At 45.7% G+C, this 12,776-nt stretch carries 11 protein-coding genes and 1 pseudogene; 1 reads left to right on the top strand and 11 read right to left on the bottom strand.

Annotated elements, in window-relative coordinates; translation table 11 throughout:
- The 7 genes and pseudogenes from AC1DUA_RS05710 to AC1DUA_RS05680 all read right to left on the bottom strand — a co-directional run.
- The coding region (locus AC1DUA_RS05710) for a family 43 glycosylhydrolase (protein WP_477498799.1) at positions 1-575 on the bottom strand (575 nt) is incomplete at its 3' end.
- 545 nt (positions 576-1,120) lie between these two features.
- Positions 1,121-1,957, bottom strand: a complete 837-nt coding sequence (locus tag AC1DUA_RS05705) for a MurR/RpiR family transcriptional regulator (protein WP_477498798.1) — start codon at positions 1,955-1,957, stop codon at positions 1,121-1,123.
- Between the two features lie 29 nt (positions 1,958-1,986).
- Positions 1,987-2,745: a PHP-associated domain-containing protein gene (locus tag AC1DUA_RS05700; protein WP_477498797.1), complete on the bottom strand. Its 759-nt coding sequence runs from the start codon at positions 2,743-2,745 to the stop codon at positions 1,987-1,989.
- Positions 2,717-3,880 (bottom strand): ABC transporter ATP-binding protein, encoded by a 1,164-nt coding sequence (locus AC1DUA_RS05695; RefSeq protein ID WP_477498796.1) that lies wholly within the window; start codon positions 3,878-3,880, stop codon positions 2,717-2,719. Before AC1DUA_RS05695 ends, AC1DUA_RS05700 begins: the two co-directional genes overlap by 29 nt.
- Entirely contained in the window at positions 3,877-5,706 is a 1,830-nt protein-coding gene (locus AC1DUA_RS05690) for an ABC transporter permease (protein ID WP_477498795.1), read from the bottom strand. Before AC1DUA_RS05690 ends, AC1DUA_RS05695 begins: the two co-directional genes overlap by 4 nt.
- 25 nt (positions 5,707-5,731) lie before the next feature.
- Positions 5,732-6,937 (bottom strand): ABC transporter substrate-binding protein, encoded by a 1,206-nt coding sequence (locus AC1DUA_RS05685; protein WP_477498794.1) that lies wholly within the window; start codon positions 6,935-6,937, stop codon positions 5,732-5,734.
- Between the two features lie 261 nt (positions 6,938-7,198).
- Positions 7,199-8,747, bottom strand: a pseudogene (locus AC1DUA_RS05680) (ABC-F family ATP-binding cassette domain-containing protein).
- A gap of 50 nt (positions 8,748-8,797) precedes the next feature.
- Here AC1DUA_RS05680 and AC1DUA_RS05675 point away from each other — a divergent pair.
- Positions 8,798-9,013: a S8 family serine peptidase gene (locus tag AC1DUA_RS05675; protein ID WP_477498802.1), complete on the top strand. Its 216-nt coding sequence runs from the start codon at positions 8,798-8,800 to the stop codon at positions 9,011-9,013.
- 549 nt (positions 9,014-9,562) lie between these two features.
- On the opposite strand, the gene AC1DUA_RS05670 is transcribed toward AC1DUA_RS05675, so the two are convergent.
- From AC1DUA_RS05670 to AC1DUA_RS05655, 4 genes are all read right to left on the bottom strand, one after another.
- The gene (locus tag AC1DUA_RS05670; protein WP_477498793.1) at positions 9,563-9,688 is read right to left on the bottom strand and encodes a hypothetical protein; all 126 of its coding nucleotides are present in this window, start codon (positions 9,686-9,688) and stop codon (positions 9,563-9,565) included.
- 131 nt (positions 9,689-9,819) lie between these two features.
- Positions 9,820-10,653 carry a glycine betaine ABC transporter substrate-binding protein gene (locus AC1DUA_RS05665; protein ID WP_477498801.1) on the bottom strand — a complete coding sequence of 278 codons (834 nt, stop codon included), beginning with the start codon at positions 10,651-10,653 and terminating at the stop codon, positions 9,820-9,822.
- Between the two features lie 59 nt (positions 10,654-10,712).
- A complete protein-coding gene (locus AC1DUA_RS05660) occupies positions 10,713-11,546 on the bottom strand; it encodes an ABC transporter permease (protein ID WP_477498792.1) in 834 nt (277 codons plus the stop codon).
- Entirely contained in the window at positions 11,521-12,744 is a 1,224-nt protein-coding gene (locus AC1DUA_RS05655) for a quaternary amine ABC transporter ATP-binding protein (RefSeq protein WP_477498800.1), read from the bottom strand. The genes AC1DUA_RS05660 and AC1DUA_RS05655 overlap by 26 nt, the downstream gene beginning before the upstream one ends.
- Positions 12,745-12,776 lie beyond the last annotated feature (32 nt).

Here is a 12,776-nt window from a genome sequence, read left to right as displayed (position 1 = left end):
ACATTACACTCGCCCCAGCTGCCATAATACATATACGCCTGACCGTCATCATCAATAAATACATCTTGATCCATGGGACCTGCGCCATTTCTTACAACATTGATAAGGGGAGCGCCAATCGCATCGGTATATGGACCTTCTGGATGATCAGCAACTGCAACGCCGATTCCGCCTAATTGTCCATCGCCATTAATTGCGTTAGCAGCAAAGTAGATGTAGTATTTCCCATTGCGATAAGCCCCGCTCGGTGCCCACAATGAATGTTGCAACCATGATATATTGGCCGAACTTATGACATTTGAGTAATTTGTCCAATTGACCATGTCTGTTGAAGAAAAGATGTCCACAGATTTTGCGCCAGCGCCAGCGGGATCACCAACTTGAGTTGCACGAGTCGGATACACCCAATAAGTGCCATTATAAATCTGTACATCAGGGTCTGCATAATAGCCATCCGCAAATTGTGGACCAGCGTGAATCGGAGCAGCAGATGCTAGTCCCGGCAAAGATACAAACAAGCAAATGACAATTGAAACGCAAAACATTACCAAATTAGATTTTTTGATTTTTCCCATTAGAAACCCTCCTTTTTGGATTGACAAGCTTCCATTCCCCTGTGGAACAACCCTTGGATGGAAGCGCTATCAAAATTGATTAACCTTGCCCATTGAATGACTGACATGACATTCGCAGTGTCAACTCCGGCGCCATTTACAAATTCACCACCTCCTATAGATAACACCATTGACGCCTCCCCTATAAAGAGATCTCATGTAACGAATTATACTCTCATGAATTTTCAATAAAATGTAATTTTATAAATTATATTTGTAATAATCTAAAATTCTAAAAAACAGCAGCAGCTGTCTAAATGAAAAAATAAAGTCCTAGACTTCCGCTGTTTTGGATGCCACTATTAAGCTTTCGTTCCTTAAACATTATTGTAGAAAGCGTGTGATTTCACCATCAAATATTTCTTCGCTAGCCCTTTGAAATCCCAAACGAAAACTGTTGGGTTATTAATCATCGGTAACCAGAAAAAAGGTACAGTCTCCTCAAAAAGATGAAGTGATCTGTACCTTTTAGTATTAAGGGAACTTCCTCAGTGGCCCAGCTGCCCTCACACTCGCTTAGGAAGCCACTTCTCGTACTGCCGGCGTAAGCGATGCAGCTCCTCGCCGCCCGCCAGCGCCTCTTCCTCTCGCATCTTTCCGACAGCAACAATTAGCGCCTCGATCACCGCGATTGGTGCTACCATCGAGTGAAACTCCCACAGCTGGCCCCGCGCCGTGTACAGCGATACATCGGCCTTGTCCAGCATATCGCTGACGGCAAGATCAGTAATAAGCAGCGTCTTGCAGCTTCGTGACGTCGCGAAATCGAACAGCACTTTCATTTCGGGTGACTCCGACACGAACCCAAAGATCACGATAACATCCTGGCTTCCAATTCCAAGCAGGCTGTTGAAAAGCTCATGCCCGCCGCGTTGCAGCCGGCGCACTTGCACGCCGAACCGCGTCAATCGGAAATCCATGAGCTCTGCCAAGCATTCCGCTGAACCCGGTGCGTAAATATAAACCGTTCTAGCCGAACCCAGTAAGCTTGCGCCCTGGTCAAAATCCTTTTGCTCCAACCGCTCTACGGATTGGTGCAAATAATCCGCCCCAGCTAGAATGTTCGCCTCTACGCCCGAATCCGGGCTCCACTTGTCGAACGCGGATTGCAGCTYGCGAGCAGGGGAAATCAGCAGCTCGTCTTTCACCTGCTGCCTAAAGTCCTTCAGGCTGCGAGCCCCGATCTCTGCCCAGAAACGTGACACCGTTGAAATACTGACTTGGCACGCCTTCGCTAAATCTTCTTCAACAAGATAAGGGATATTCTCCACGTTTTTGCTAATATAATCCGCAATTCGCTGATGGGCCCTCGAGAGCTTCTTGTTCGTGAAGGTCAAATCCATGTTCGCTCATCCATTCCAGTTCGACTTTTTTAAACGACTTCTGTTGTCTTCTTCAGCAACTTCTTCACCAGATTCGCAGAGCGTACCTGCAAATGTAGGGAAGGTGAGATCACCCTTTTGTATTTACGATCCCTAATGGCAGCCTTGAGATCCGCTATCGTTTCGAAGTGACCGGGAAATTCATTATAGACACAGCCAACTTGGAACATCTGATGAGCATCGCTGCCTGCAACAACGGGAACGGCAAGCTCTTCGCCGAGGTTTAGCACTTTTGCAATATTTTCCTGAATGCCGATCTCATGCAGATCCTTGCCGTTAAGGTCGAAAGCGTCGAAACGGCTGAGCAGGCTCTTATCGATTTTGTACAGAGAATTAGACTCACGGAACGGGTGTCCGCCTATAACCATCATACCTCGCGGCTCGCATAATTCAAAAAGCTTTTCCAACCTGATAAATGTATCAGCCGTCGTATGCTCATTCAGCGCTTCTCTCACTTCAAGCAATCGATCTTTCGGTCCACTGACAAGGATGTGCCCACCTTCTGCAATGTCTACTTCCATCCCTGTGAAAACTTTGAACCCTTCAATATTATAATAATGATTATTGCAAGGGAATCTCTCATCCAGTGTCTCGTAAACATCCTTGAATCGATAGGTGTTGAAGTGCTCCGTCAACGTAATGGCATCCAATCCGATCTCGCGCGCCTCGTTGATCATCGTGTAGAAATGCTCCATGCTGAAGTTCGTTTTTTTGGACAGCTTAACGTGAATGTGAAAGTCTATTTTCATGATGTAAATCCTCCAGTGATTGTATGGTTTGAAATGAGACATCTGCTAGCAGGCCCGTATGTTTATCGTAGACATTCATGCGCTCGGTGCGTGGCGTTACGAAGAGGCTGCTCCCTACTTCATAATCGGTATCGCCCATGACGCGTGTCATTAAATGTGAATCGCCAGCCTTCACTTGCACAAGCGTCTCCGCCCCTGACGGGAAAACAGCTTCCACGCTTACAGGAATACAATTAGGCTCCTTATTTTCGTGTAATCGAAGATCTTCAGGCTTGATCGTAATGACCCATTCGCGGTCGGCATCCAGCCCTTCGCCTGCCAGTGCAAAATCAGCAATTGGGGTCTGAAGCCAATTCTTATCCTCTATATGCATTGTTCTACCATCTACATAATTCATGTGGAGTCCCGCATTTCCAATAAATTCGGCAACCTCCAAGGTACGAGGACGTTGATACAGCTTGCGCGGTTTATCGACTTGGACGATTCGTCCGCCGAAGAAAACGGCCACTTGCGTAGATAACGTCATCGCTTCATGCTGATCATGGGTAACGTAGACAATCGTCGTATTCAGCTCGTGATGCAGCCGCTTCAATTCGGCTCTCATCTCGATACGAAGCTTAGCGTCCAAATTGGACAATGGCTCGTCGAGCAGCAAGATTTCCGGTTCGGTCACAATAGCCCGGGCGATGGCAACACGCTGCTGCTGACCACCTGACAATTGACCGGGAAAGCGGTCTCCGAGCTCTGGGATGCGCATTTTGTCCAAAGCAACCTGCACGCGTTGCTTAATCTGCGCCTTAGACAGCTTCTGTACTTGTAGGCCGAAGGCTACATTCTCAAACACCGTCATATGCGGCCATAACGCATAGCTTTGGAAGACGAGGCTAACTCCCCTTTGGGACGCCTCCATATGCTGACCCGTTGCACTGTTTGCTGCCTCGCGATTTCCAATGCGCAGCGAGCCATCATCGGCACGTTGCAGCCCTGCGATCGTCCGCAGCAAGGTTGTTTTGCCACAGCCAGAAGGACCGAGGAAGGTCATGAATTCGCCTTTTCCAATGGTGAGATCGATGCCGTGCAGTACTTGCTTATTATGAATGGATACGCTGATGTTCTTTATTTCGATAGTGCTCATGAAGATCCTCCTATGCCTTGCGTCAAATCGGCTTTACCAAAACGAATCGCCAGCAGATACACTGTAATCACGATCACAATAATGACCATGAGAATGACATTGGTCAGCTGTTCATAGCCCTTCTCTGCATAATAAAAGGTGAGTGTTGTCAGCGTTTCCGTGCGCGGCGTCACTAGCAAAATAATGAGCTCCATCTCTTTCATCGCACCAATGAATACAAGCAGAAAGACCGATGCAAGACTCTTATTCGTGAGTGGCAGCAGAATGCGGCGAAAGCGGGTGAACCAGGACGCCCCGGCAATATGTGCTGCCTCCTCTAGTTCTGAGCTGATTTGCATCAAAGCGGCACTGCCCGCCTTCACCGTAAAGGGAAGCTCCTTCACAACCGTAATTACGATTAATATAGAGATCGTGCCGTAAAGCGCCGGAATAAACAACGTAGGCTTCGCGAACATCGTGATGTACATAGCTGCTAGCGAGATGCCTGGAATTAAATAAGGCAGGAACGATATTTGGTCAACGGCACGGCCAAGCCATGAATCTCTTCCCCGGGCCACAACGTAGCCGACAACAAGGCCGGCAACCGCTGCGATCACAGATGAAATACCCGCGATGTACAAAGAATTTTTCAATGCGAGCAGAAAAATGTCATTGCGGAGAGCACCTTTCTCGCCTGTATTGATGCTAGGATCGGAATGGCCCCACCAATAATGCATCGTCCAGTTGCTTAAACCGTAGGAGCCTTCTTTGAGCATGAACGTTTGGAATAACAAAATGAGTAAGGGTACGACAGCCACAATAGCCATTACTGCTGTAAGGGAGCTTGCGATCGGCCATTTCAACCGACCTAGAGAGGTCAAAGTTCGTGTACCTGCTTTTCCCGTGACGGTTACATAGCTGCGGCGCTTGCCAATCACCCTTTGGTTCAAATAGATCGTGACCATCGTGATCGCCATTAGGATTAAACTAAGCACATTCGCTTCCGTCATCAGACGTGAACGCATACTGGCATATAGCATCGTGGAAATCATGTCGAAATTAACGGGTATACCCAACATAGCTGGAACCCCATACGAACTAATCGCTTTCGTAAATATGAGGATAAAAGCGGACAGCATCGATGGCATGACCAGTGGAAACACGATTCGGCGCAAAACGGTCAACCGCTTGGCACCAGTCAAGCTTGCCGCTTCTTCCAATTGACTGTTCATCGAGCTTAACGCTGCACCTACGAGCAAGAAGACAAACACACTGTCATGGATTGTAATGGTCAGAGTAATAGGCACAAAGCCATATGCGATCCAGTCCGGCGGCGATATATGAAGCAGGGACTGTAGAATGCCAGGACTGCCCCCGATTTTGGCATTTTTGAAGAAAATCAGCCAAGCCCGCGATAATATCCAATTCGGAAGCAAATAAGGAATAACAATGAGAAAAGAAAGCGTCCGCTTCAGCGGCATATCCGTTCTTGTCGCGAACCAAGCCAGCAAGCAGCCGAGCAGCAAAGAAAGAATGGAGACGACGATTCCCACGGAAAGGGAATGAAGTATCGGCTTATAAAACAACGGCATGCTAATATCACTCGCCAAAACACGTATCCAATGGTAGAGCGTGAAATGGCCAGGGTTCGCTTGCGAAGTTAATCGCGCATCCTGTACACGCCAAACAAATGTCGTAGACAGCAACTTAAGTACAGGCCAAATAATCATGTACGTTAAGAAAAGAAGAGCAGGAACCCCGATGACATATACGGGATTCCTCAGCTTATCCAGGGTATGGTTTCGCATCCGAGCAAGACGATCTATCGGCTTCGGTTTATCAATCAAATTGTTCTCCACCCTTGATAAGAAATTACTTTTGCTTAATCCAGAAATCACGTACTTTAGGCGCTGTGTTGTAAAGAACTTCACCGTTAAACGGCCATAGCTTCAACTGATCAAAAGCCAATTGATTCTTCGTCGTCACATCTGAACGCGGCACCCAGGAACCCACTTGATTGAATGGCGCCATACCTTCTCCCTTGCCGTCCGTCTCACCCATCATCCAACGAATAAATAGCTTAGCAGAAGCCGAGTGTGGTGCTTTCTTAGCAATGAACAGATACCCTGCATCAGGTACGGAAGTTTTAGGTTTGATATCGTAGATCGGCTGAATGGTCCAGCCTTTCTCCTCGTTCTTGGAAACATCGCCGGAAACAGCCAAGCCAATGGCATCGCTATTGGCTTTTCCGATCGCATCTAGGACATCATCACTACCCTTCAATACGACTAGACCATTCGCAAAAAGCTGTTTAATGAACTCGTAACCTGCATTCTCGGTGCCATTAAGCGTAATATCCTTACCGAACTTCTCTTTGTACGCAGCCGCCATATCGTCACTATGAATGACCATCGTTGTGAAAAGATCCATAAAGGCCGGGGAACTTAGCGGATCAGCGGTGTACACTTTCCCTTTCAATTCCGGTGTCGTTAGGTCCCACCAGTTCTTAACAGGAGCTTCTTTGTAATGAGCCGTGTTGTAGAAAATCGTGCGGAATTCCACATAGTTGGCATAGGCTTCGTCTTGTGTGCGGAAAGGTTCCTCAACCTTCGGTGCTAGGTCTTCAGGCAAATACTTCAAGTAACGTCCAGGCTTGACCATTTCTTCAAACACAGCTCCGCTGACTTCTTTCGTCACAATAACGTCTGGATTAAATTGACCAGCGTCCTGCTCTTTCGCTACTTTGTCCATCATCTGATCCGATTTCACCTTGCTGACTTCCACTTTGATGCCCGGATATTTCTTCATGAATGTATCAGCAGCATCGTTAGCGCGAGCAGAAGTCGAGTACACGATCAACTTTCCTTCTTCTTTGGCCTTCGCGTATAGTTGTTCAGCCGTTTCCTGCGGTGCAGATATTGCCGTGTTCTGTGCAGCTTGTACGGCTGTTGTGCTGCTTGCTGTTTTCGTATTATCTGTAGTGCTTGTCTGTCCGCATGCTGTCATAATCACTAGGGTGGATGCCAGAATAAAACTTACTTTCGCTTGCTTAGTCACCATTTGAAATCGTTTATTCATTGCTTCTTTCTCCTCCTATTGCGGAAAGACGTTCATGTCTTCTCCGTTGTTGTCTCTGCGGTTAACTATAAAGTGGAAGTGTAAATGAAAGATTAACGAACATCGCGATTTGTGTAAAAAATTATTATTTTAATATTAATAATAAAAAACTTTCATTTTTCCTTAAAATAAAAAGAGCCATATCCGCTCCACTTTGAGGGGAGTTTATGACTCTCTTACAGGTTTACGAATCTTTAGTCTCTCTGTTTTAATTTAACCCTATTATAAATTCTGCACACTGATTCCCGTTAGCGGGTCAAACGCCAGCATTTTCGTGCCTATTTTATCAATAAAGAAGCGATCATGGCTGACTGTAATCACGGCACCAGGGAAGTGAATTAACGCCTGCTCCATCACCTGAATGCTCGTCAGATCCAGATGGTTCGTCGGCTCATCCAAGATGATGACTGCTGCACCAGAGAGAAGACATTTCGCTAGCGCGACCCGCGCCTTCTGGCCGCCGGAGAGATTGCCGATGAACTTGCTGAGATCCATCTCAGAGAATTGCAGCATGGCTAGGAACTTGTTTACCTTTTTCCGCGGAGCGTCGAGACCTAAACCGTAGGTATTTACCGCATGGCTCACGGTATCCTTCGGACTCAGTTCCTCCCACATCCGATTGAAATATGCGTAGCTAACGCCCTTCTCCCAGATCACTTCGCCGGACTCCGGCTTCTCCTGTCCCGTGAGCGCCTTAATGAGCGTGGACTTCCCGCTCCCGTTTGGCCCCACGATGACTAAGCGGTCTTCCTTTTGAATATCGAAGCTGACGTTTTGGAAAATCGTTCGACCCTCATAGGTCTGCCCAATGTTCTTGACCTCGCACAGCTTGTCCGGGAATCGCAGCCGCTCATAAATATCCGTGATCAGCACGTTTACGGGGTGTGGCTCAATCCGCTTCTTGTTATCTGCGAGCTGGCGGGATAGCCGGTCCTTGGACGATTTCTTACTGGCACGGCTGTCAATCGCTTCCGACTCCATGAGCAGGAGCTCTTCCTCCCACTCAAACTGGCGATCCAGCTCCTTTTTGCGCATCTTCTTTTTACGAATATAGTCCGTATAATTGCCTTCATATTCCTGAAAATGATAGTTCTCAATCTCAATAACTTGCGTAACCACTTTATCAATAAATTGACGGTCATGAGAGATCAGAATCATTGCGCCTTTGAACCGGTACAGCCACTGCTCCAACCAAGTGATACCTTCAATATCCAAATAATTCGTCGGCTCGTCGAGCAAAACGACATCTGGAAGCTCAATCAGCATTTTGGCCAATGCAGCACGGTTTCTCCAACCTCCTGACAACTCATCAATCGGCTGATGACGAGACCGTTCATTGAAACCTAACTTCGTTAGCACCGTGTTAATCTCAACGGACACGTTCCACCCGTCCACATGGTCCATTTGCTCGAATAGTTCCGCCTGTCTCGTTAACAGCTTGTCCATTTCGCCGTCATCAGTGACCATGCCAAGCTTATCGCCAACTTCTTTCAACTCCCGCTCGATCGCAGCTACCTGCTCAAAGCACATTTCCAGCTCCTGTTGGACGGACAGGCGAGAAGTACCCGATTTTAACTTGTKGATCGATTTCTACCTTCCCTGACGTGGGCTCCTCTTTCCCCATAATCAGCTTAAACACTGTGGACTTACCAGCACCGTTGCGCCCGATTAAGCCGATCCGCTCTCCTTGTGTCACTTTGAAATAAATATCGCGAAAAATTAAAGCATCTTCATATTTTTTGGTGACGTTCTCCAAACGAATTACGCTCATGGTTATCCCCTTCTTACTACCGCCATCTATCGCGATTATAACACTTATACATCCAGAAACAAGCAAGGCCCCACGTCGAGCATAAGGAAGAAAGTGGAGCATCTTACTCAGTTCCACATGTTGTAGGAGTAATTGCACTATTAAAAGAAAAATACCCTCAATATAATCCAAAGCAAATTTATAACACGTTAGTTAGTGGAACAATTAAGCTAGGCGATACTTTAACATATGGGAATGGGTTAGTAAATGCAGAAGATATAAAATAAGTATTAATGACTTATTCCCTAATCGATGCTGCTGCTGACTAGGGACAATTTTTTCTATACTATACTTCAAAACTATGTTTGTTACTTCAAAACTTTACTTGTTACTTCAGAACTTATTTATCTACTTCAAAACCTCTTAAAATGCTCCCATTGAACTAACGTTCTTCGTCCCTCGGTTTCAAGTGTTTTTCTCACGTATGCTCACTCATTCGCAGGTTTTCATCACCTTAATAATTAGTATTTTTCAGAAAGGAAGTTGAACAGATCCGTTGATTCATATTTGGACATGCGGGAATAGAGGAACATATGGAACATTTCCCCAAATCTTGTTCTACTGCACGCATACTCCACAAAATCCTTAGAGGTTCACCCTCCCACGGCTCAACGGGTCTATGCCCTTACATTCCTTCGTTATACCTGACCAAGGTGTGGAGACCGATAGCGTTTAGCGGATGGGTCTGTGCCCTTATGAAGAACGAACTCGGTCCTCCGTGCTTTTCTTTGTTAAAATCCTGCGAATGAGTCAATCTACGTTATTGACAATAAGTCTTAGGCAGCGAGAAGATAATTAGGGGTAGCTTTTTCAGGTAAAAAAGATTCTCCTCTTTGAACAATGCCAATCAGAATACGAGCCAGTTTTCCAAGCAGATTAAAAAGCGATTGTTGTTTCTTCATTTGCTTAATCTGAACATTATTCTCATGCATCTGTCGGAAGACTTAATTCAAAAAAAGCACCAACCCCACGGTCAGTGCTTCGTTATTTTCAAAAAGCTTTTCATACAATCGAAAAGCTCTCATCATTTTCCTTATTTACTCTTCAGTTCCTCAATTGAATTGATATTCATATATGTCGGAACGACTAATCCTAGTTTAGTACCATTCAGATTCGGTCCCAAATCTTCAAATTTACCCTTATACTTATCATAATAATCTTTATGCGTCGTTGGAAGCCAGGCAGCTACTATTGCATCCGCACTTCCATCTGAAATTCCAGCCCACATCGGTCCGGCCTCTACCTGCAGCATTTCCACTTTGTATCCTAGCTTTTCTTCCAGAACAGCTTTTACGACATTCGTGCTCGCAATTTCGGAATCCCATGCGACATAGGCGAGTTTTAGCTTTTTGCCTTTATCCTGAGCTAGATCTTTTACCCAACCATCAACCTTATCAGCATGATCCTTCACCCAAGCAGCAGCTGCTTCTTCCGGTTTTTTCCCTTCTATGATCGCAGACATCACGACGGCCATCTCTTCTGGCGTCCATTCGAACCTATCCAGCATGGTATAAGCCGAAGGAGCATCCTGCTTCAAGTTATTCCTCACAATTGTATGAATCTGTTCATCCTTTCCGAACACACCTTTAGGATCGTTCAAATATTTAAGCTCATATTTGGCAAACATCCAGTGAGGTGTCCAACCCGTAATAATGATTGGCTTCTTGGCTTTATAAGCTTTGTCGAGAGCGGCTGTCATTGCAGCGCTTGAGCCTTCTACCAGCTTCCAATCTTTCAGCTCGTAATCATTGATCACCTGGGCAGCTTGTTTCATCAGTCCCGCTCCAGGGTCGATCCCAATAATTTCATGATGAACCTGGCTTCCAATGTTTTCTTCGGACGATACTTGTTTGGAGCAACCTGTCATTACGGTTACTGCAGCCAAACTCACCAACACCAATGCTTTGATTGTATTCTTCAATTTATTCACACGCTCCTCTTTCTTTTCAGTATATACTGACTCATTCGATCAAGAAGTATGGCTAATACGACAATGGATAAGCCTGCCTCGAACCCTTGTCCTGTCTTAATCTGTGTCACTGCGCGGTAGACATCCGCCCCTATACCTTGAGCCCCAATCATGGAGGCAATAACGACCATTGATAATGAAAGCATAATTGTTTGATTAATCCCTGCCATGATTGATGGCATTGCTAATGGGAATTGCAATTTGAACAATTTCTGTGTTCTTGTTGAGCCAAATGCGTCGGCAGCTTCTACTAAATCTTCTGCAACTTGCCGAATTCCTAAATTCGTAAGCCTTATTGTTGGAGGTACTGCAAAGATCACAGAAGCAATAACACCAGGAACGACACCTAATCCAAAGAACGTTACAGCTGGAATTAAATATACGAAAGCAGGCATCGTTTGCATAAAATCCAATAACGGCGTCATCACGTCACGAAATTTATTGCTTTGAGCGCACCAGACTCCTATTGGAATACCAATGATGATAGAAATTAACGCAGAAGTCAGAACAAGCGCTAAGGTGTCCATCGTATGGCTCCAAAACCCTAAATTATCTATTAATAAAAGACCTAGTGCCGAAAATAGCGCAAATGACCAGCGGCCCAAATAAAAAGCTACGGCACAAATAATTGCAATGAATAATAAAACGGGAACACCATGGAATACAAAAGATAAAGCATTCACACATCCCTCAATACAAACCGAGAAAAATTGAAATAGTACGGCTAAATTAATTTCCAGTTTATCCACGATAAATTCTACCCACTCATCTAGAGGGATCTTGGGAATCATCCTTATGCACCTCCTCTTTAGCAAAGGGTTGTCCTGCTAGTGCTCCAAGAACAGCACCGCGAACAATAACACCGATAATACGATTGTTCTCATCAACAACGCCTACCGGATATTTCGAAGTTCCACAAATTTCGAATAGCTCATATAACATTTGCTCCGGAGCCACAGTAGGCGCACTTCGAATGACGATGTCCTCGAGTGTTTTCCCTACTTTTACAGCTTCAGAAGCATCTTCAGCTGTGATTACGCCAAGTAGTTTTTTCCCGCGATCAACAACAAATAAGTTCGATATGCCGCTTTCGCGCATAAGTTGAAGTGCTACCCTTGGACCTCTGTCAAGCCCAACTGTTTCTGGTCTCCGCATCACCGATGAGGCTGTCAGTACTTTGGACAAGTCTACGTCCTCGACAAATCGTTCAACATATTCATTAGCAGGGTTCATCATAATCTCTTCCGGCTTCCCAATCTGAACGACACTGCCATCCTTCATCAATGCGATCCGATCACCGATACGAAGCGCCTCATCCAAATCGTGCGTAATAAAAATAATTGTTTTCTTCATTTTATCTTGCAACTCTAACAACTCATCCTGCATATCCTTACGGATTAATGGATCTAGTGCGCTAAAGGCCTCATCCATCAATAGAATATCAGGATCGTTAGCCAGCGCTCTGGCAAGTCCTACCCTTTGCTGCATACCTCCACTTAATTGTGATGGCATACTGTCCGCCCACTGTTGCAATCCTACAAGACTCAAGGCTTCCAGAGCCTTAATTCGTTTCTCCGACTTACTTTTCCCTTGAATCTCAAGCCCGTATTCCACATTTTGAGCAACCGTTCTATGCGGAAACAATGCAAATTTCTGAAATACCATACTGATCGTTTCTCTCCGAACATGGCGGAGCTCTTCATCACTCATCTCGACAATATTCTTGCCGTGAATGTTGATGACCCCATTCGTAGGTTCAATTAACCTGTTTAGCAGCCGGACAAGTGTTGATTTCCCGCTGCCTGACAGCCCCATAATGACAAAAATTTCACCAGGTTGTACGGAAAAGCTGACTTCGTTGACCCCCACTGTATGTTTCGTTTCCCTGTAAATCTGTTCTTTGGAGACCTTGCTATCCAATAGCGGAAGAACAGACTCGGGATCAGGCCCAAATACCTTGGTTACCTGATGCACATCAATAATTGCCATACGCTCACTCCTTTCTGTATGCGTTAATGCCC

The sequence above is a fragment of the Paenibacillus sp. 01T422 genome (assembly GCF_056398785.1).
Note: the sequence above shows the minus strand (reverse complement) of the source record. Positions and strands in the feature narration are given on the sequence as shown.

What these genes read in the sequence shown, in the direction of transcription:
- AC1DUA_RS05700 (WP_477498797.1), bottom strand. Translation starts at nt 2,745, where the DNA reads ATGAAAATAGACTTTCACATTCACGTTAAGCTGTCCAAAAAAACGAAC.
- AC1DUA_RS05695 (WP_477498796.1), bottom strand. Translation starts at nt 3,880, where the DNA reads ATGAGCACTATCGAAATAAAGAACATCAGCGTATCCATTCATAATAAG.
- AC1DUA_RS05685 (WP_477498794.1), bottom strand. Translation starts at nt 6,937, where the DNA reads ATGAATAAACGATTTCAAATGGTGACTAAGCAAGCGAAAGTAAGTTTT.
- AC1DUA_RS05670 (WP_477498793.1), bottom strand. Translation starts at nt 9,688, where the DNA reads ATGAAGAAACAACAATCGCTTTTTAATCTGCTTGGAAAACTGGCTCGT.
- AC1DUA_RS05665 (WP_477498801.1), bottom strand. Translation starts at nt 10,653, where the DNA reads ATGACAGGTTGCTCCAAACAAGTATCGTCCGAAGAAAACATTGGAAGC.
- AC1DUA_RS05660 (WP_477498792.1), bottom strand. Translation starts at nt 11,546, where the DNA reads ATGATTCCCAAGATCCCTCTAGATGAGTGGGTAGAATTTATCGTGGAT.
- AC1DUA_RS05655 (WP_477498800.1), bottom strand. Translation starts at nt 12,744, where the DNA reads ATGGCAATTATTGATGTGCATCAGGTAACCAAGGTATTTGGGCCTGAT.